We start from the raw sequence: 20,153 nt of genomic DNA on the forward strand, positions 1-20,153 counted from the left end.
GCAGAACCCGCGGAACGGCCCCACCGCCCGCTTCGCGGACTCCTCCCCTGCGGGAAGGTGGCGCCGCCCGTCATTCCGGTGGATGACTCCCGCGCCAACGCTCTCGCAACCCTTGCCATGCTTGCGATCGGCGCCCGGAGCGGCCATCTAGAGGGTTGATTTCCCCGTGGATTCGGTCGCCCTCGCGCCCCGGCCACGGCATTGTCGACGCGAGAGAAGGTCGCCCGTGGCCGAGAACGATCCCAAGACGCCCGGCGGCGAGCCGCCGCCGCCCGGCGCCGACGTGAAGCCCGTCTCCATCATCGAGGAGATGAAGAAGTCCTATCTCGATTACGCGATGAGCGTGATCGTGAGCCGCGCGCTGCCCGACGTGCGCGACGGGCTCAAGCCCGTGCACCGGCGCATCCTCTTCGCCATGCACGAGGCGGGCATCTTTCCCGAGCGTCCGTACGTCAAGTGCGCCCGCGTCGTCGGCGACGTCATGGGTAAGTACCACCCGCACGGCGACCAGGCGATCTACGACGCCCTCGTGCGCATGGCGCAGACCTTCTCCATGCGCCTGCCGCTGATCGACGGCCAGGGCAATTTCGGCTCCGTCGACGGCGACCCCGCGGCGGCCATGCGCTACACCGAGTGCCGGCTCGCCAAGCCTGCCATGGCGCTCCTCGACGACATCGACAAGGAGACGGTCGATTTCGGCGACAATTACGACGGCAAGGAGAAGGAGCCGCTGGTCCTGCCGGCGCGCTTCCCCAATCTCCTCGTCAACGGCGCCGGCGGCATCGCCGTGGGCATGGCCACCAACATCCCGCCGCACAATCTCGGCGAGGTGATCGACGCCTGCCTCGCCTATATCGACGATCCCGGCATCAGTGTGGACGACCTCATCGGCATCGTGCCCGGGCCGGACTTCCCCACCGGCGGCCTGATCATCGGCCGCGCCGGTGCCCGCTCGGCCTACCACACGGGCCGCGGCTCCGTGATCATGCGCGCCCGCGCCGAGGTGGAGGAGATCCGCAAGGACCGCGAGGCGATCGTCGTCACCGAGATCCCCTACCAGGTGAACAAGGCGGCGCTCATCGAGCGCATCGCCGATCTCGTGCGCGAGAAGCGTATCGAGGGCATCTCGGATTTGCGCGACGAATCGGATCGCCAGGGCATGCGCATCGTCGTCGAGCTCAAGCGCGACGCCGTGGCGGACGTGGTGCTCAACCAGCTCTACCGCTACACGCCGCTCCAGACGTCCTTCGGCTGCAACCTCGTGGCGCTCAACGGCGGGCGCCCGGAGACGCTCAACCTCAAGGACATGATCCGCGCCTTCGTCGACTTCCGCGAGGAGGTCGTCTCCCGGCGCACGAAGTACCTGCTCGGCAAGGCCCGCGATCGCGCCCACGTCCTGTGCGGCCTCGCCATCGCGGTGGCCAATATCGACGAGGTCATCCGCCTCATCCGCACCGCGCCCGATCCGAACGCGGCACGCGAGGCGCTGATGGCGCGCGACTGGCCGGCTCACGACATCGCGCCGCTCATCGCGCTCGTCGACGATCCGCGCCACCGCGTGGCGGAGGACGGCACCTACCGCCTCTCCGAGACGCAGGCACGCGCCATCCTCGACCTGCGGCTCCAGCGCCTCACCGCGCTCGGCCGCGACGAGATCGGCGACGAGCTCAAGAAGCTCGCCGACGAGATCCGCGACTATCTCGAGATCCTCTCCTCGCGCGTTCGCATCCTCGGCATCATCCGCGACGAGCTCGCCGCCGCCCGGTCGGAATTCGCCACGCCGCGCAAGACCGAGATCATGGAGGCCGAGGGCGAGTTCGACGTCGAGGACCTGATCGCCCGCGAGGACATGGTCGTGACCGTGTCGCACATGGGCTACATCAAGCGCGTCCCGCTCTCGACCTACCGGGCCCAGCGCCGCGGCGGCAAGGGCCGCTCGGGCATGGCGACGCGCGAGGAGGATTTCGTCTCGCGCCTGTTCGTGGCGAGCACGCACACGCCGGTCCTGTTCTTCTCCTCGCGCGGCCAGGTCTACAAGGAGAAGGTCTGGCGCCTGCCCGTCGGCGCGCCCAATGCGCGCGGCAAGGCGCTCATCAACATGCTCCCCCTCGTCGAGGGCGAGCGCATGACGACGATCATGCCCCTGCCCGAGGACGAGGACACCTGGGAGCGCTACGACGTGATGTTCGCCACCGCGAACGGGAACGTGCGGCGCAACAAGCTCTCCGACTTCGTCCAGGTGAACCGCGCCGGCAAGATCGCGATGAAGCTCGACGAGGGCGACAGCATCGTCGACGTCCAGGTCTGCTCCATCGACGACGACGTGCTGCTGACGACGGCCAAGGGCCAGTGCATCCGCTTCGCCGTGCCGGACGTGCGCGTCTTCAAGGGACGTGATTCGACGGGCGTTCGCGGCATCACGCTTGGCCAGGACGACACCGTCATCTCGCTCGCCATCCTGCGCCACGTGGACGCGAGCGCCGAGCAGCGGCAGACCTACCTGCGCCGCGCCTCGGCGATGCGGCGCGCCCGCGGCGAGGAGCTCGGGGCCGAGGAGCTGCCGACGAGCGGCGACGTCGAGGAGGAGGCCGCTGACGTCGATCTCGGCGATCTCTACGCCGAGATGGACGCCAAGGAGCAATTCGTCCTCACGCTCACGGAGAACGGCTACGGCAAGCGCTCGTCGGCCTACGAGTACCGGGTGACGAACCGCGGCGGCAAGGGCATCACCGCGATGGTGACCAACGCCCGCAACGGCCGCCTCGTCTCCTCCTTCCCCGTGGAGGGCCACGACCAGGTGATGCTCATCACCGATCGCGGCCAGACGATCCGCGTGCCGGTCGACGGCATCCGCATCGCCGGGCGCTCGACGCAGGGTGTCATCGTCTTCGACACGGCCGAGGACGAGCACGTCGTCTCCGTCGAGCACATCGCCGGCGGCGCCGAGACCGAGGTGGTCGAGGGCGAGGCGGGCGAGAACGGTGGCCCGGAGAACGGTGGGGAAGCTCCCGAGGGTCCGCCCGAGAGCCCGTCCGAGGCGTGATCGCCACGACGCGAACCGGCGCGCCCGCCCTTGCGGGCGCGCCGCGTTGCGGCTAACGCTCCTCGCATGCCAGGTCCCCGCACCGCCCTCTACACCGGCTCCTTCGATCCCGTCACGAACGGGCACGTGGACGTTCTCGTCCAGGGGGCCGCGCTCGTCGACCGGATCGTGATCGCCATCGGTGTGCATCCGGGCAAGACGCCGCTGTTCTCGGCGGACGAGAAGGCGGACCTCATCCGCGCGAGCCTCGCCATGCTCTCGCTTCCCGTGAAGGTGGAGATCGTCACCTTCGCCGATCTCGCGGTGGACGCAGCACGCCGGGCCGGCGCGACGATCGTCCTGCGGGGCCTGCGCGATGCCACCGATTTCGACTACGAGATGCAGATGGCGGGCATGAACGCCGCCATGGCGCCCGAGATCCGCACGATCTTCCTTCCCGCCTCGGGGCCGACCCGCCACATCTCCGGCACGTTGGTGCGGCAGGTGGCGAAGATGGGCGGCGACGTCGCCCCCTTCGTGCCCGCGCCCGTCGCCGCGGCCCTGAAGGCCAAGCTCGCTTGACGCCGCGCCAGAACCGCGGCTCCCACCTGGAGACATGCATGAAGACGCTTCTCGCCGCCTTCGCCCTCATGCTCGCGGCCGTGCTGCCGGCCGCGGCGCAGGAGAACACGCTCGTCATGGAGACGCCTCACGGCGAGGTCGTCATCGAGCTGCGCGAGGATCTCGCCCCGCAGCACGCCGAGCGCCTGCGCACGCTGACCAGCCAGGGCTTCTACGACGGCGTGCCCTTCCACCGCGTCATCTCGGGCTTCATGGCCCAGACCGGCGACCCGACGGGCACCGGCACCGGCGGCTCGGACCTGCCGGACCTCTCGGCGGAGTTCACCAACACGCCGTTCCGGCGCGGCTCCATCGGCATGGCGCGCACGCAGGACCCGAATTCGGCCAACAGCCAGTTCTTCATCGTCTACGACCGCGCCGAATGGCTCGACAACCAGTACACCTATGTCGGCGACGTCGTCTCCGGCATGGAGGCGATCGACGCCCTCGCGAAGGGCGTCGGCCAGTCCGGCATGGTTCCCAATCCCGACCGCATCGTCTCGATGCGGGTGGGGCAGTGAGCCCGTTCCGATTATTTCGACACGCAACCAAGCACAGGAGGGCCCGATGGCCGATCCCGAGAACACCCTCGTCCTGGAGACGACCAAGGGCCGCGTCGTCATCGAGCTGCGCCCCGATCTCGCGCCCAACCACGTCGAGCGCATCAAGACGCTCGCCCGCCAGGGCTTCTATGACGGCATCGCCTTCCACCGGGTGATCGAGGGCTTCATGGCCCAGACCGGCTGCCCGAACGGCACCGGCACCGGCGGCTCGGACTTCCCCGACCTGAAGGCGGAGTTCAACGCCGAGCCGCACGTGCGCGGCACCTGCTCCATGGCGCGCACCAACGCGCCGCATTCGGCCAACAGCCAGTTCTTCATCTGCTTCGGCGACGCCCGCTTCCTGGACAAGCAGTACACGGTCTGGGGCAAGGTCACCGAGGGCATGGAGAACGTCGACCAGATCAAGCGCGGCGAGCCCGTGCGTGACCCCGATCGCATCGTCTCGATGAAGGTCGCCGCCGACGCCTGAGGCGCGACGGGCGCCGCTCGTTCGGACGTGAGCGAGCGGCACCGCATCTCTTCCCGGCAGGGGAAAATGGCGCCGGGTCGGCCGCAACGTCATCGCCCCGCGAGCCCGAAGGATCCCCGCTCGGACGGCGCGACGTGCACCCGCAAAACGTCCTGGACTGGAGCATCCTCATGATGGTTGCTTCTTCCGCAAAGAAGGAGAAGCACCGCGGGAAGCGCGAGGACACGTAGACCATGACAGCCAAGGCCCGGAAGTCCCTCTATCAGTTCGACTATCGCCGCTCGCCGGACCAGGACGGGCCGGTGGTGCGCCGTCCCGTGGTCGTCGTCGGCGCGGGGCCGGTTGGCCTGTGCACGGCCATCGACCTCGCGCAGCGCGGCGTGCCCGTCGTCCTCCTCGACGACGCGGACCGGATCGGCGAGGGCTCGCGGGGGCTGTGCTACGCCAAGCGCACGCTCGAGATCCTCGACCGGCTCGGCGTGGGCCGGGCCTGCATCGAGAAGGGCGTCACCTGGAAGCTCGGGCGCGTCTTCCAGGGCGAGGACCTGCTCTACGCCTTCGACCTCCTGCCCGAGACCGGCCACGCCATGCCGGCCTTCGTGAACCTGCAGCAATACTACCTCGAGCACTTCCTCGTTGAGCGTGCGGGCGAGCTCGAGGGGATCGACATCCGCTGGCGCAACAAGGTCGTGGGCCTCTCCCACCTGCCCGACGCCGCGGAGCTGACGATCGAGACGCCCGACGGGGCCTATACGCTGCGCGCCGATTGGGTCGTGTGCGCCGACGGCGCGCGCTCGCCCACCCGCGCCATGCTCGGCCTGGACTTCGTCGGCGAGGCCTTCGAGGAGCGCTTCCTCATCGCCGACGTGCGGATGTCGGAGGCCTACCCCACCGAGCGCTGGTTCTGGTTCGATCCGCCCTTCCATTCCGGCCGGTCCGCCCTCCTCCACAAGCAGCCCGACGGGATCTGGCGCATCGATCTGGGCTTGGGCGCCGATGCCGACGCCGCCCACGAGCAGAAGCCGGAGGTGGTGACGCCGCGCATCGCAAGGATGCTCGGCCACGATGATTTCGAGCTCGAATGGGTGTCGGTCTACACCTTCCAATGCCGCCGCCTGGAGCGCTTCGTGCACGGGCGCGTCGTCTTCGCGGGCGACGCCGCCCACCAGGTCTCGCCTTTCGGTGCGCGCGGCGCCAATTCCGGCATTCAGGACGCGGAGAACCTCGCCTGGAAGCTCGCGCGCGTCGTGAAAGGCGAGGCGCCGGTCGCGCTCGTGGAGAGCTACGAAACGGAGCGGGTGGCGGCGGCGGACGAGAACATCGGCCATTCCACCCGCTCTGCCGACTTCATCGCCCCGCGCTCGCGCCAGGAGATGCGCTATCGCGACGCCGCGCTCACGCTGGCGCGCGAGTGCGACTTCGCCAAGCGCATGGTGAACTCGGGCCGGCTCTCGACGCCGAGCACCTATCGGCAGACGCCGCTCTCGACCCCCGATGCCGAGCCCTGGGCCGGCTCCGCCCGCCTCGGCGCGCCACTGCCCGACGCTCCGATGGAGCGCGCGGACGGTACGCCCGCCTGGCTGCTGGGCGAGATCGGCGGCGACGCCGTCGAGATCGTGATGCCGGACGGCGCCGACCACGGCCCGCCGCCGGAGGGGCTGCGCCGCATCGTCGTCGGCAAGGACCTCATCGACGTCGAGGGCCGCTTCCGCGAGCGCTTCGACGCCGTGCCCGGCGCGACCTGGCTGGTGCGGCCGGACCAGCACCTCGCCGCGCGCTTCCGCCACGAGGACCCGGAGCGCATCGCCGCCGCCGCCCGTCGCATGCTCGGAGACGCCGCGTGACCGACACACGAGATCTCGCCCCCTCTGGCCTCGACACCTCGCCGCGCCTGCCGGACCCCGACCGCGCCTACCGCGCCCTCATCGATGCCCATCGCGGCCTCACCGACGAGGAGAGCGCCGCCCTCAACACGCGCCTCGTCCTCATCCTGGCGAACCAGGTGGGCGACGAGACCGTGCTGGAGGAGGCGATCGCGCTGGCGAAGGGCGAGGCGGGCTGAGCGCCTGCCCGTCTCGTAAGGCAGCCTAGCGCGACCGCGCGGTGTCGGCGCGACGCGCCGGATCGGTCCGCACCAGGATCATCCCCGCCACGGGGCCGAGGCAGGCGATCGCGGCGGCGGCGAGCGCCAGCGTCGCCCCCTCCCCGATCAGCGCGAAGCCCGCGCCGATCAGTGCGGGGCCGAGCGCGCCGCCGAGGAAGAAGAAGCAGGCGTGCAGCGCCGTCGCGGAGCCGCGGGCCTCCGCCGCGAGCTCCGTCACCGCCGTCTGGAAGGAATTGTGCATCATGTAGAAGCCGAGCCCCATGGCGAGGAAGGCCGCCGCCATGAGCCGCCAATCCGCCACGACGACGAGGGCGAGGATCGCGAGCGCGGCCAGGATGCCCCCCGCGCCCACCATGCGCGGCATGCCCAGGAAGCGCAGCAGCGTACGCACGAGCGCCGAGTAGAGGAGCCCCCCGATGGCGAAGCCGGCGATGGCCAGACCCGCTTCCGCCGATCCGCCGGCGTCGCGGCGCTCGAGCAGCACGGCGGCGAAGGGGAAGAGCCCGAACAGGGCCGCCGCCTCCACGAAGACGAAGGCGAAGAGCGCCCGCGCCCGCGGCATGGCGAGGAGCGCGCGGTAGCGGGCCTTGGCGATGCCGAGGTCGAACGTACCCTTGGCCTCGGTCGCCCGGCGTGCGAAGACGAGCACCGCCGCGAGCGCGCCTGCCGCGAGGATCGCGGCCAGCACGAACACGCCCCGCCAGCCGATCCACAGCGCGAGCGCCCCCGAGAGCGACGAGCCCGCGAGCTGGCCCAGGATGATGGCGACCAGGAAGCGGCTGATCGCCACCTGCCGTCCCTCCATCCCCACCCGGTCGCCGATGGCCGCGAGCGCGAGCGGGATCACTCCGCCCGCCGCCGCGCCGGCGATCACGCGAAGGACGAAGAGCGTCGTCTCGTCGGGCGCGAAGGCGGAGGCGAGGAGGGCCAGCGCGAGCAGCGCCACGCACACCCGCATGACGGCGAGCTTGCCCACCGCGTCGCCGATCGGCCCGAGGATCGGCTGGATCAGCGCATAAGGCAGCGCGAAGGCGGTGGCGAGGAGCGCGATCGTCTTCACCGACGCCCCGAGATCGGAGGCGATGGTGGGCACCAGCGGATCGGCGATGCGCGAGGAGAAGGTCGAGGCGAAGCCCGCGATGGCGAAGATCGCGATGGTGAGCGCGATCGCGCGCTGATCGTCCGAAGTCTGCGTCATCGCTCCGCCGCGGGAGGTGCACGGAATGGGGTGCAGGAACGCGCATCCTATACCCCCGCGCGGGGCGCGTGCAGTGAGCCGACGCGCATGCCCGGCTTGCGGAATGCTCGCGGCGTGAGCACGAGAGTCATACGATCTGAAGTAAGCACGATACGCTGGACAGCGACATCTTCGAATTATAACACTCTGCTTCATGCAGAGTTGCGTCGACGATTCCATCGAGCGTTTCATCGCGGCGGCGGGCCGGGCCGACGGGTCCGAACGCGCGAACTATCAGCTCTTCGTGCGCGACCTGTGCGAGCTCATCGGCGTCCCCCCGCCTACCTATTCCTCCGCCGAGACCGCGCTGAACGACTACGTCTTCGAGCGACGCGTCGACTTCCCGCATCCGGACGGCTCGCGCACGCCGGGCTTCATCGATTGCTACAAGCGCGACTGCTTCGTGCTGGAGGCCAAGCAATCGGGCAAGCGCAAGGACGGGGCGGACGGCGGGCCGGCGCCAGGATGGGACCGCGTGCTCATGGAGGCGCGACGGCAGGCGGAGAACTACGCCCGTGCATTGCCGGTCGCGCACGGATATCCGCCATTCCTGATCGTCGTCGACGTCGGCCGCTCCATCTCGCTCTTCGCCGACTTCTCCGGCCAGGGCAAGAACTACGTCCACTATCCCGACCGGGCGAGCTATCGCATCCTCCTCGACGACCTGCGCGACGAGGCCGTACGCGAGCGGCTGCGGCGGGTGTTCGTCGAACCTCTCACGCTCGATCCGACGCGGGAGGCCGCCGAGGTCACCCGCGACGTGGCCGAGCGGCTCGCCCGCATCGCCAAGCGGCTCGAGAAGCGCCACGACCCCGGCGACGTGGCCGAGTTCCTCATGCGTTGCGTCTTCACGATGTTCGCCAAGGACGTGGGGTTGCTTCCGCGCGAGAAGCTGCTCGACCTGCTCGCCGACGTGAAGAGCGAGCCGAACGCCTTCGTCCCGGCGATGGAGAGCCTCTGGGCGGCGATGAATGCGGGGACCTACGAGCCGCGGCTCCTCGTGCGACTCGTCGAGTTCAACGGCGGCCTCTTCGCCGATGCTCGCGCTCTGCCGCTCGCGGCCGAGGAGATCGCCGAGCTCGAGATCGCCGCCCGGAAGACGTGGGCGAACGTCGAGCCGACGATCTTCGGCACGCTCCTCGAACGCGCTCTCGATCCGCGCGAGCGCGCCTCGCTGGGCGCACATTACACACCGCGCACCTATGTCGAGCGCCTGGTGATCCAGACGGTCATCGAGCCGCTTCGCGCGGAATGGGACATCCGCAAGAACCATGCGGACGAGCAGGCGCGCGCCGGCGACATCGCGGAGGCCGTGAAGACGGTTCTCGCCTTCCATCACGAGCTGTGCACCGTGCGCGTCCTCGATCCCGCCTGCGGAACGGGCAACTTCCTCTACGTCGCGCTCGAGCTGATGAAGCGTCTGGAAGGCGAGGTGCTCGATGCGCTGGAGGCGCTGGGCCAGGATCAGGGGCGTCTCGCCATGGAGGGCGAGACGGTTGGCCCGCGGCAATTCCTGGGGCTCGAGCTCAATCCGCGCGCCGTCGCCATCGCCGAGCTGGTTTTGTGGATCGGCTTCCTCAAGTGGCAGCTCAAGACCGGCGGGCCCAACGCCATCACGCCGCCGGTGCTCAAGGCCTACGGCACGATCCGCGAGCAGGACGCGATCCTCGCCCATGACGGCCGCGTCGCCGTCCTGGATGGGAACGGCGAGCCCGCCACCCGCTGGGACGGCGTGACGTACATCACGAGCCCGATCACCGGCGAGCGCGTGCCCGATCCGCAGGCGCGCGTGCCACTCTACCGCTACGCGAACCCGCGCCCGGCGCCCTGGCCGGAGGCGGAGTTCATCGTCGGCAACCCGCCCTTCATCGGCGGCAAGGACATGCGCGCCCAGCTCGGCGACGGCTATGCCGAGGCCTGCTGGAAGGCGCGTCCGCACCTGCCCGGCGGCGCCGATTTCGTCATGCACTTCTGGGACGAGGCGGCGACGCGGCTCGTTGCGGCGCCGAGCGCGGGCAAGACGGCCGGCGGGCGGGCGGGCAAGGGGGCGGCGAAGCAGCCGAAGGCGCACGCCACGCCGGTGCTGCGGCGCTTCGGGTTCATCACGACGAACTCGATCACGCAGACCTTCTCGCGCCGCGTGATCGAGCGCCATCGTGCCGCCAAGACGCCGATCCATCTCGTCTTCGCCGTGCCCGACCACCCCTGGTACAAGAGCGCGGACGCCGCCGCCGTGCGCATCGCCATGACGGTCTGCGCCCGCGGCGACGGCCCCGGCGTGCTGGCCCGCGTCGTCTCCGAGGAGCACCTCGACAGCGATACGCCGCAGGTGGAGCTGGAGCGGCGGGAGGGGGTGATCACGGGGAACCTGATCATCGGCGCCGACCTCGCGAGCGCCGGAGCGCTCCTCGCCAACGAGGCCCTGTCGAGCCGAGGCGTCGCGCTCCACGGCGCCGGCTTCATCGTCACGCCGCAGAAGGCCGCGGCGCTCGGGCTCGGGCGGGTGGAGGGGCTGGAGAACCACATCCTGCCCTATCGCAACGGCCGCGACCTGACCGGCCGTCCGCGAGGGGTGATGGTGATCGATCTGTACGGGCTCGAAGCGGAGGAGGTGCTGGAGCGCTTTCCCGCCGTGTATCAGCACCTTCTGGAGACGGTGAAGCCGGAGCGGGACCAGAACAACCGTGCGAGCTACCGGGATAATTGGTGGCAGTTCGGGGAGCCGCGTGGAAACTTGAGGCCTGCGCTGCACGGTTTGACGCGCTACATCGCCACGGTGGAGACTGCGAAGCATCGCTTCTTCGAGTTCATCAACATCGATACTCGACCAGATAATCGGCTCGTTGTCGCTGCGCTCGAGGAAGGCTATGCGCTTGCGCTGATGTCGTCGCGTGTTCACGTTGCGTGGGCGTTGGCTCAGGGTGGGCTTCTTGAGGACCGTCCAATCTACACCAAATCTCAGTGCTTCGACCCCTTCCCCTTCCCCGCCTGCCTCGACCCCGCCCATCCCGACGCCGACACCCGCGAGACCCTCCGCCGCCTCGGCGAGCGGCTCGACGCGACGCGCAAGGCACGCATCGCGCAGCATCCCCACCTCACCATGACGGGCCTCTACAACGTGATGGAGCGGCTGCGGGCCCTGGAGTGGAAGACCGACCTGGAGCCGCTGACGCCGGCCGAGATCGACGTGAAGGACGCGGGCTTCGTCTCGATCCTGAAGGACCTCCACGACGCGATCGACCGTGCCGTCTTCGCCGCCTACGGCTGGGAGGATCTGGCGGAGCGCCTCGTCGGCCGCCCCGGCGCGACGATGCCTGCGGACGTGCTCCCGCCCGGCCAGGCGCAGGCCGAGGAAGAACTGCTCACGCGTCTCGTCGCGCTCAACCGCGAGCGCGCGGAGGAGGAGGCCGCGGGGCGCGTGCGCTGGCTGCGGCCCGAGTTCCAGATCCCGCGGCTCGGCGGGCGCCTGCCCGAGCCGGTGCAGGAGATCCTGCCGGACATGGACGTGGTGCCGATCCCCGTCGCCGCGCGTCCACGCTGGCCCACCGACGGCCTCGACCAGATCCGCCTCGTGCGCGACGTTCTCGCCCGCGCACCGGCACCCGTGCGCATCGAGACCATCGCCGTGTCCTTCGACGGGCGGGCGAATGCGCACCGCCGCCGCCGCGTCGCAGCCGTCCTGGAGACCCTCGTCGCCACCGGCTCCGCGCGCATGCGCGACGACGGCGAGGCGGCGTCCTACTTCGTGCCGCGCTGAGCGCCGGCCCCTACCCCGCTCAGAACCGCATCGCGGACGCGTTGATCAGCCCCGCCGAGACGCTCGCGGCGCCGAGGAAGAGCGCGGGCGCGATCTCGCCCTTGGCGATGCGCGGGGAGAGATCGGGCAGGACGAGCCGCACCAGGAAATAGACCGCGATCTGCACGACGAGCGCGACGCCGCCCCAGACGACGAGGTCGAGGACGGTGACGGCGAAGACCATGGCCGAGGAGAGCGGGATGGCGAAGCCCACCATGCTCAAGCCCAGCGCCAACGCCGCGGAGGGAATGTTGCGGCGGATGAGGGCGAACTCGTTGTGCGCCGTCGCGAATGTGTAGATCGCAAGATAGAGGGCGACGAGCGCCGTCGCGAGGACGAAATCGAGAAGGAATCCCGGCAGGACGGTCAGAATCGACGGCATCGCGTTATACCCAGCCTCTCGCCCGATTCGGGCGCCCGCAGCATAGAAGTCCTCGGGCCGCCATGCACGGCCCTCGCGAAAAAGGACCGGACCCTTGCGTCATCGCCGCATCGCGCCCCTCATCGTCGCGACCGCCCTCTTCATGGAGACGACGGATTCGACGGTGATCGCGACGGCGCTGCCGGCCATCGCCGCCGATCTCGGCGAGGACCCGATCGCGCTCAAGCTCGCCATCACGTCCTACCTGATCGCGCTCGCCGTCTTCATCCCGGTGAGCGGCTGGATGGCGGACCGGTTCGGCGCGCGCACGATCTTCCGCGCGGCGCTCGGCGTGTTCGTGACGGGCTCGATCGCCTGCGCCTTCGCCGATTCGCTGGGCGGCTTCGTGGCGGCGCGCTTCTTCCAGGGCATGGGCGGGGCGATGATGGTGCCGGTGGGCCGCCTCGTCATCCTGCGGGGCATTCCCAAGAACGAACTCGTCGGCGCCCTCGCCTTCCTCACCGTGCCGGCGCTGGTGGGGCCGGTGATCGGCCCGCCACTCGGCGGATTCATCACGACCGCCTTCTCCTGGCGCTGGATCTTCATCATCAACGTGCCCATCGGCCTCGTCGGCATGGTGCTGGCGTCGATCTTCATCGAGAACCTGCGCGAGGAGGACACCCCGCCGCTGGACTGGCGGGGCTATCTCATGCTCGGCACGGGGCTCGCGACCGTGATGCTCGGCCTGGCGACGGCGGGGCGCCACCTGCTGCCGCTCTGGGCCTCGCTCGCGAGCTTCGGCATCGGCGCCGTGCTCCTCGCGCTCTACGCGCGCCATGCCCGGCGGGTGGCGCATCCGGTGATGAGCTTCCGGCTGATGGTGCTGCCGACCTTTCGCGCCGGCGTCGTCGGCGGGGCCCTGTTTCGCCTCGGCGTGGGCGCGATCCCGTTCCTCTTGCCCCTGATGCTGCAGCTCGGATTCGGGCTCGATCCGCTGAATTCGGGTCTCATCACCTTCGCGGCGGCGGCGGGCGCGCTCTTCATGAAGACGCTCGCCGCGCGCATCATCCGCACGCTGGGCTTCCGCTCGATCCTCGTCTGGAACAGCCTCGTCTGCGCCGCCTTCATCGCGGTGATGGGAATCTTCCGGCCGGAGACGCCCTATGCGATCGTCATCGCGCTCCTGCTGGTGGGCGGATGCTTCCGCTCGCTGCAATTCACGGCGTTGAACGCCGTCTCCTTCGCCGACGTGGTGCGCAAGGACATGAGCCAGGCCACCGCGGTGACGAGCGTCGTGCAGCAGGTCGCGCTGGCGGTCGGCGTCACGATCGCCGCCTTCGCGCTCGAGGCGTTCAGCCTGATGGCGGGCCACGAACGGCTGATGACCGAGGACTTCACCCCGGCCTTCCTGTTCATGGCCGCCCTTTCGGCGCTGGCCTACTTCGTCTTCGCCCGCCTCGACCCCGACGCCGGCGCCGAGATGTCCGGCCACCGGACCAATCTCGGCCCCGCACCGAAGCCTCCCTCGCTGTAAGGGAGGAGAATGCTCGCGGAGCGAGCCAGGGGTGGGGTCCGTCGCCTGCGGGTGAAGCGCCCTCCCCTTCGGCTACGCCGAACACGCGTGCCGCGTGCCCCATCCGTCTCGGCTGCGCCGAGCCACCTTCCCCTACAGGGAAGGAGAAGGCGGCACGCGTCTCACTTCAGCGGGTCGTGGCCCCAGTTCATCAGGGAATAGCGCCAGCGGGAGTGCTCCTTGTCCTCGCCCGGGCCGCCCTGCTTGGAATGGCGGTGGACGTAGCCGACGACCTTCTTCATGTGAGCGTAGTCGTCGTCGCCGAGGTCGGCCTTCTTGGTGTGCTTGATCTCGACGATGCGCCTTCCGGACTTGTGGCCCACGGCCTCGCTCTCGCCCTCGTGCGTCCAGCCGACCTCCTTCGATTCGTCCGTCTCGAGCCAGTCCTCCAGCTCCTTGGGCGTCATGTTCACCGCCTCGCCGAACTCGCGGTAGATCTCCTGCTTCTCCTGGTCGTCCATGGCGTCGTCGTCTCCCTCTGTTCCGGTTTCGGAGGAAAAACGCGCCGGCCGGGCTTCGGGTCGAGCGGCGTGCCGTCGCGGGGGCGCTCACCCGTGCGTGGAGAGCCCCATGCGCTCGGCCATCAGTTCGGCGAGGTGGCGCGTCGGGCGCCCCGCGCCCTGCTCGATCTGCTCGCGGCAGGAAAAGCCGTCGGCGAGGATGGTGCGGCCGGGCTCGGCCTCGCGCACCATGGGCAGGATCACCCGCTCCCCGCAGTCGCGGGACACGGGGTAGGTCTCCCTCGCGAAGCCGAAGGAGCCCGCCATGCCGCAACAGCCCGACGGCGCGATCTCGGCCTCGATGCCGAGCTTGTCCATCAGCGCGCGCTCGCCCGCGTCCTTGATGACCGCGTGATGGTGGCAATGGATCTGCACCAGCGCCCCCTCCCCGATTCGCGGCAGGTCGAAGCGGTCCTCGTCGGCCATGACGAAATCCGAGAAGTAAGACGTCTGCGCCGAGAGATCGCGCGCCCGCTGGTCGTCAGGGAACAGGTTCACGAGCTCGTCCTTGAACGCCGTGGTGCAGGCGGGCTCGAGCCCGATGATCGGCGTTCTCGCCGCGATGTCGTCCTTCAGCGTCGTGAGCGTGCGGAACCACAGATTCTGCGCCGTGCCGAGGAAGCCCTCGTCGTAGAGCGCGCGCCCGCAGCAGAGCGGGCGCGGTGGGATGTCGACCGCGTATCCCGCACGTTCCAGGATCAGCGTCGCCGCGATCAGCGTGTCGGGGCGGAAATTGTCGTTGAACGTGTCGGGCCAGATCAGCACGCGCTCGCCGTCGGTGGGCCGGTCCTCGCGCGCCTCGAACCAGGCGCGGAAGGTGCGGGTGGCGAATTTCGGGATGTCGCGCTCCTGCGCGATGCCGCCCACCGACTTCGCGAGCCGCGAGATCCCGGGGAAGCCCGCCGCGAAATTGGCGAGCCGCGGCAGCTTCGAGCCGATGCGGGCCCACAGGTGGATCAGGCCCATCGAATAGGCGGCGCGCGGGCGCAGCTTGCGCTTGTAGTAGTGCGCGCGGAACTCCGCCTTGTAGGTCGCCATGTCCACGTTGACGGGGCAATCGCTCTTGCAGCCCTTGCAGGCGAGGCACAGCGAGAGCGCGTCCTCGACCGCGTCGGCGTGGAAGCCGCCCTGCATGGCGCCGCCGTGGAGCATCTCGAAGAGGAGCCGCGAGCGGCCGCGGGTCGAGTGCTTCTCCTCGCGCGTCGCCATGAAGCTCGGGCACATGACGCCACCCGACGACTCGATGCGCCGGCACTTGCCGACGCCCACGCAGCGCTCGGCCGCGGCGACGAAGCCGCCCTCCTCGTGGAAGGAGAACACGGTCTTGGGCTCGTCGGGATCGTAGGCGGGCCCCAGCCGCAGGTTCGACGTCGCAGGGTAGGCGTCGAGAATCTTGCCCGGGTTCATCAGCCCGTCGGGATCGAAGATGCCCTTGAAGGCGCGGAACATGGCGAGCATCTCGGAGCCGTACATGCGCTCGAGCAGCTCGCCACGCGCCTGCCCGTCGCCGTGCTCGCCCGAGAGCGAGCCGCCGTGGCGCACGACGAGATCCGCCGCCTCGCCGAGGAAGCGTCCCCATTGCGCGACGCCGTCCTCGTGCTTGAGGTCGAAGGAGACGCGGCAATGGACGAGCCCGTCGCCGAAATGGCCGTACATCGGGGAGACGTAGCCGTACCTGTCGTAGAGTGCCTTGAGGTCGCGCAGGTAGGCGCCGAGCTTCGCCGGCGGCACCGCCGTGTCCTCCCAGCCCTCCCAGGTCTCCGGGCGATCGGGGATGTAGGCCGAGCCCGGCAGCCCCGCCTCGCGCACGCTCCAGAGCTTCTGCTCGCGGGTGGGGCGTGTCAGCACCCGCGCCGCGACGCCCTTCCGCTGGTAGGCCGCGCACAAAGCCCGCGCCTTCTCCTCGGCCTCCGCCCGGTCGAAGGCGCCGAACTCCACGGCGAGCCAGGAATGACCCTCCGGGAGCACCTTCATGTCCTCCTCGTGCAGGTGCTTCCTGTGCATGGCGTCGACGAGGAAGCCGTCGATGCCCTCGATGGCGATGGGCCCGTGCTCGCGCACGGCCACGACCTCGTCCGCCGCCTCGAAGATCGAGGGGAAGGAGAGGACGCACAGCACGCGCTCGGGCGGGCTCTCGATGAGGGTCAGCGTCGCGCCGAGGATGGCGACGCAGGTGCCCTCCGTGCCCACCAGCGCCTTCGCGACGTCGAATCCGTGCTCGGGCAGGAGCTTGTCGAGATCGGCGAAGCCCGAGACGCGCCGCGGCAGGTCCGGGTAGCCCTCGCGCAGGAGCCGCGCATGCGTCTTCCGGAAGGCGTCGAGATTGTCGTAGAGGTCGGCCACGGGCCCGCCCTCGGCGCGGATGCGGGCGAGGTCCTCGTCCGAGGTCTTGCCGACGGTGAGCCGCAGGCCGCGCGGCGTGAGGATGTCGAGCGCCTCGACATTGTCCGCCGTGCGCTTGCCGATGACGGAATGCACGCCGCAGGAATTGTTGCCGATCATCCCACCGAGCGTGTTGTGGTCGTGCGTCGCGGGATCGGGCCCGAAGGTCAGGTGGTGGCGCTCGGCCTGCGCGCGCAGGACGTCGAGGATGCAGCCGGGCTCGACCCGCGCCGTGCGCCGCTCCGCATCGATGCCGAGCACGCGGTTGCAATGCTTCGACCAGTCGATGACGACGGCCGTGTTGGTGCATTGCCCCGCGAGCGAGGTCCCGCCGCCGCGCGACAGGATCGGCGCATGGTGCCGGATCGCCGTGCGCATCGCCTCCGCGCCGGCTTCGACGGTGCGCGGCACGACGACGCCGATGGGCACCTGCCGGTAGTTCGAGGCGTCCGTGGCGTAGAGCGCCCGGTCGCCGTCGGAGAATCGCACCTCGCCGTTCACGCGCTCGGCGAGATCGCGCTCGAGCGCCCGCGCGTCGCCGTCGAAGCGCGCCGCCTCCGTCTCGATGCGGCCGGCGGCGTTGCGGTGGATGACGCGGGCGGGCTCGTCCATGCGGGTCGTCTCCTCGTGCGTCGCGCAGGCTGAGGGGTCAGAGCGCGAAGCGCTCGGCGTCCTTGGTCTTGAAGGTGAGGCCGTGGCCGGCGGCGGTGCTCGCCGCGATCGCGCCGTCGCGGGGAACGGGGGCGCCCTCGAAGAGCATCGCCTCGATGCGTACGTGATCGTGGAACCACTCGATGTGCCGCAGGCCCGGCGCGGCGCGGCAGACGGGCAGGTGCAGCGCGGGCGCCGTATGGGCCGAGATCGGGATGGCGAAGGCCTCCGCCAGCGCCGCCGCCTGGAGGAAGCCGGTATAGCCGAGGCAGCGGGTGGCATCGAGCTGGAGGCAGTCGACGGCCCGCGCCTCCAGCATGCGCCGCGCGTCGTGCGGGCCGTAGACGTATTCCCCCGCCGCGCAGTCGACGGCGCCGGGAAGCCCGCCGCGCACGAAGGCGAGGCCCTCGAGATCGTCGGACGTCACCGGCTCCTCGAACCAGTCGACGCCCAAGCCGTCGGCGATCTCGGCGATGGCCAGCGCCTCGCGCGGGGTGCAGGCGCCGTTGGCGTCGATCATGAGGCGAGCCTCCTCCCCGATCGCCTCCTTGGCGCGCGTCATCCGCCGCTCGGCGTCGCGCCGGTCCGCGCCGATCTTCATCTTCACGCGCCCGCAACCGTCCTCGGAGACCCAGCCCGCGAGCTGCTCGGCGAGACGGTCGTCGTCGTAGCTGGTGAAGCCGCCGGACCCGTAGATCGGCACCGCGTCGCGCCGCGCGCCCCAGAGGTCAGCGAGCGGCAGGCCGACGAGGCCGGCCTTCAAGTCCCACAGAGCGGTGTCGACCGCCGAGACCGCCCCGGCCGCGATGCCGCCGGACCCCATGTTGCGCACGCGCCGGCGCATGCGGTCCCACAGGCGCGGGACGTCCATCGCATTCTCGCCGAGGATCTCTGCGGCGAGCGTGCGGTTCGCCACGCCCACGGCGCCAGCGTCGGCAAAGGAATAGCCGGTGCCGCGGACGTTGCCTGCGCCCGCCGTGACGACGACGAGGGTCGTCGCCTCCCATTCCAGCGTCCCGTCCGCCTCCGGCGCATCCGTGGGGATGCGGTAGGCGCGCGCCTCGAGCGCGTCGATGGGCACGACGCCGACCATCGCATCCGCCTCAGATGATCTCGCGGACCGTGTCCGAAGCGGCGGTGAGCGCGATCTTCGTCGCGTTCGGCGTGCCGCGGGCGAGGCTCTCGCCGAACTTCGCCGCCTGGCCGGGCTTGATCTTCGGGGGCATGGGCGGCTCGTGGGGATCGACCACGGCCTCCACCAGCACCGGCCCCGGCGTCGCCAGCGCCTGGCGCAGCGTCGTCGCGCATTCCGCCGGATCGGTGACCGTGAAGGAGACGAAGCCGCAGCCGCGCGCGATGGTGGCGAAGTCCACGGGCTCCAGCTCGCAGCCGTATTCCGGGTTGCCCAGGAAGACCATCTGCTCCCACTTGATCTGGCCGAGCGTGTTGTTCTTGATCACGACGACCTTCACGTCGAGGTCGTATTTCTTCGCCGTGATCAGCTCGCTCATCAGCATCGACAAGCCGCCGTCGCCCACGAAGGCGACGACCGGGCGCCCCGGATAGGCGATCGCGGCGGCATTCGCGTAGGGCAGCCCGCAGGCCATGGTGGCGAGGTTGCCCGAGCACGAGAACATCATGTCCCCGCGTATGTCGATGTGGCGCGCGACCCAGGTGGTGATGGTGCCCGAATCGGTGGTGAGGATCGCGTTCGACGGCATGAGCTTGTTCAGCTCGTGGGCGACGACCTGCGGCTTCATCGGCATGTCGGTGCGGGTGCCGCGCTCGTGCATCAGCTCGCGCCACTCGCGCATGCCGGCCTGCGCCTCCTCCAGGAAGGAGCGGTCCTCGCGATAGGCGAGATGCGGCATGAGGAGCTCGAGCACGCGCACGCTGTCGCCGACCAGCGGCACATCGACGTCGTAGCGCAGCCCGATGCGCTGCGGATCGATGTCGATCTGCACCGCCTTCGCCTGCCCCGGCTGCGGGTAGAACTCGACGTAGGGGTAGGACGAGCCGACGATGAGCAGCGTGTCGCAGCTCTCCAGCGCCTCCTGCGAGGGCCGCGTGCCGAGAAGGCCCGTGCCGCCGGTCGTCAGCGGGTGCTCGTCGGGGACGACGCCCTTGCCCAGCAGCGGCTTGACGATCGGCGCACCGAGCCGCTCCGCCAGCGCGATGACGTGATCGCCCGCGCCCAGCGCGCCGCGACCCGCGAGAATGACCGTGCGCTTGCCCTCGTTGAGGAGCGCCGCCGCTTCCGCGATCTGGTTCGCGTTGGGAATGTGGGCGCTCTCGGCCATGCGGTCGGAGACGTGGCCGGCGATGTTGCGCTTGGAGCGGTAATCCGCCTTCACCGGCTGGGACTGGGTGTCCACCGGCATGGTCACGTGGGCGACGCCGCGATAGGCGAGCGCCGATCGGCAGGCGAGCTCGACGACGTTGCGGGTGTGCGCCGGGCCCATGACGCGGGCGTTGTAGACCGATACGTCCTGGAAGACCTTGTCGAGCTCGACGTCCTGCTGGGTGTGCGTCTGGATCAGGTCGTGGAACTGCAGGCCCGTGATGGCCAGGACAGGCTGCCCGTCGAGCTTGGCGTCGTAGAGGCCGTTCAGCAGATGGATGCCGCCGGGGCCCGAGGTCGCGAGGCAGACGCCGAGCTTGCCCGTGAACTTGGCGTAGCCGCAGGCCATGAAGGCCGCGCCTTCCTCGTGGCGGACCTGGACGAAGCGGATCTCGTCCTTGCGCTTGCGAAGGCTCTCGATGATCCCGTTGATGCCGTCACCCGGCAGGCCGAAGATCGTGTCGACCCCCCACTCGATCAGCGTGTCGACGAGAACGTCGGCGGCGGTCTTCGATGCCATGAGAGCCTCTCCC

14 protein-coding genes are annotated in these 20,153 nt (G+C 70.0%); 8 read left to right on the plus strand and 6 right to left on the minus strand.

Going from position 1 to position 20,153, the window contains the following annotated elements; all coding sequences use genetic code 11:
* Positions 1–226 precede the first annotated feature (226 nt).
* The 6 genes from gyrA to IEX89_RS19630 all read left to right on the plus strand — a co-directional run bounded on the left by gyrA (position 227) and on the right by IEX89_RS19630 (position 6,737).
* A complete protein-coding gene (gene gyrA, locus IEX89_RS19605; RefSeq protein WP_188914955.1) occupies positions 227–3,043 on the plus strand; it encodes a DNA gyrase subunit A in 2,817 nt (938 codons plus the stop codon).
* Positions 3,044–3,109: 66 nt separating this feature from the next.
* Positions 3,110–3,604 (plus strand): pantetheine-phosphate adenylyltransferase, encoded by a 495-nt coding sequence (coaD, locus tag IEX89_RS19610; RefSeq protein WP_188914956.1) that lies wholly within the window; start codon positions 3,110–3,112, stop codon positions 3,602–3,604.
* Positions 3,605–3,642: 38 nt separating this feature from the next.
* Positions 3,643–4,164 carry a peptidylprolyl isomerase gene (locus tag IEX89_RS19615; protein ID WP_188914957.1) on the plus strand — a complete coding sequence of 174 codons (522 nt, stop codon included), beginning with the start codon at positions 3,643–3,645 and terminating at the stop codon, positions 4,162–4,164.
* A 46-nt stretch (positions 4,165–4,210) separates the two neighbouring features.
* Positions 4,211–4,675: a peptidylprolyl isomerase gene (locus tag IEX89_RS19620; protein WP_188914958.1), complete on the plus strand. Its 465-nt coding sequence runs from the start codon at positions 4,211–4,213 to the stop codon at positions 4,673–4,675.
* 233 nt (positions 4,676–4,908) lie between these two features.
* Positions 4,909–6,519, plus strand: coding sequence for an FAD-dependent oxidoreductase (locus IEX89_RS19625; RefSeq protein WP_188914959.1), 1,611 nt, complete (start codon positions 4,909–4,911; stop codon positions 6,517–6,519).
* Entirely contained in the window at positions 6,516–6,737 is a 222-nt protein-coding gene (locus IEX89_RS19630; RefSeq protein ID WP_188914960.1) for a DUF2783 domain-containing protein, read from the plus strand. Before IEX89_RS19625 ends, IEX89_RS19630 begins: the two co-directional genes overlap by 4 nt.
* 25 nt (positions 6,738–6,762) lie before the next feature.
* Here the strand turns inward: IEX89_RS19630 and IEX89_RS19635 are convergent, their stop codons facing one another.
* The gene (locus IEX89_RS19635; RefSeq protein ID WP_188914961.1) at positions 6,763–7,977 is read right to left on the minus strand and encodes an MFS transporter; all 1,215 of its coding nucleotides are present in this window, start codon (positions 7,975–7,977) and stop codon (positions 6,763–6,765) included.
* A gap of 193 nt (positions 7,978–8,170) precedes the next feature.
* Here IEX89_RS19635 and IEX89_RS19640 point away from each other — a divergent pair, with 193 nt between their 5' ends.
* The gene (locus IEX89_RS19640; protein WP_188914962.1) at positions 8,171–11,773 is read left to right on the plus strand and encodes a type IIL restriction-modification enzyme MmeI; all 3,603 of its coding nucleotides are present in this window, start codon (positions 8,171–8,173) and stop codon (positions 11,771–11,773) included.
* 19 nt (positions 11,774–11,792) lie between these two features.
* On the opposite strand, the gene IEX89_RS19645 is transcribed toward IEX89_RS19640, so the two are convergent.
* Positions 11,793–12,194, minus strand: coding sequence for a DUF350 domain-containing protein (locus tag IEX89_RS19645; RefSeq protein ID WP_188914963.1), 402 nt, complete (start codon positions 12,192–12,194; stop codon positions 11,793–11,795).
* A gap of 94 nt (positions 12,195–12,288) precedes the next feature.
* Between IEX89_RS19645 and IEX89_RS19650 the strand changes: the two genes are divergently transcribed.
* Complete coding sequence (locus IEX89_RS19650) at positions 12,289–13,707, plus strand: MFS transporter (RefSeq protein WP_188914964.1); 1,419 nt, start codon at positions 12,289–12,291, stop codon at positions 13,705–13,707.
* A gap of 161 nt (positions 13,708–13,868) precedes the next feature.
* Here IEX89_RS19650 and IEX89_RS19655 read toward each other — a convergent pair whose 3' ends face one another.
* From IEX89_RS19655 to IEX89_RS19670, 4 genes are all read right to left on the minus strand, one after another.
* Positions 13,869–14,207: a DUF3140 domain-containing protein gene (locus tag IEX89_RS19655; protein WP_188914965.1), complete on the minus strand. Its 339-nt coding sequence runs from the start codon at positions 14,205–14,207 to the stop codon at positions 13,869–13,871.
* Positions 14,208–14,294: 87 nt separating this feature from the next.
* Positions 14,295–17,240, minus strand: a complete 2,946-nt coding sequence (locus tag IEX89_RS19660) for an FAD-binding and (Fe-S)-binding domain-containing protein (RefSeq protein WP_188914966.1) — start codon at positions 17,238–17,240, stop codon at positions 14,295–14,297.
* Between the two features lie 37 nt (positions 17,241–17,277).
* Positions 17,278–18,372: an enolase C-terminal domain-like protein gene (locus tag IEX89_RS19665; RefSeq protein ID WP_188914967.1), complete on the minus strand. Its 1,095-nt coding sequence runs from the start codon at positions 18,370–18,372 to the stop codon at positions 17,278–17,280.
* A gap of 10 nt (positions 18,373–18,382) precedes the next feature.
* Positions 18,383–20,140 (minus strand): thiamine pyrophosphate-dependent enzyme, encoded by a 1,758-nt coding sequence (locus IEX89_RS19670; RefSeq protein ID WP_188914968.1) that lies wholly within the window; start codon positions 20,138–20,140, stop codon positions 18,383–18,385.
* Positions 20,141–20,153 lie beyond the last annotated feature (13 nt).

This window comes from Salinarimonas ramus (genome assembly GCF_014645695.1).
Lineage (GTDB): Bacteria > Pseudomonadota > Alphaproteobacteria > Rhizobiales > Beijerinckiaceae > Salinarimonas > Salinarimonas ramus.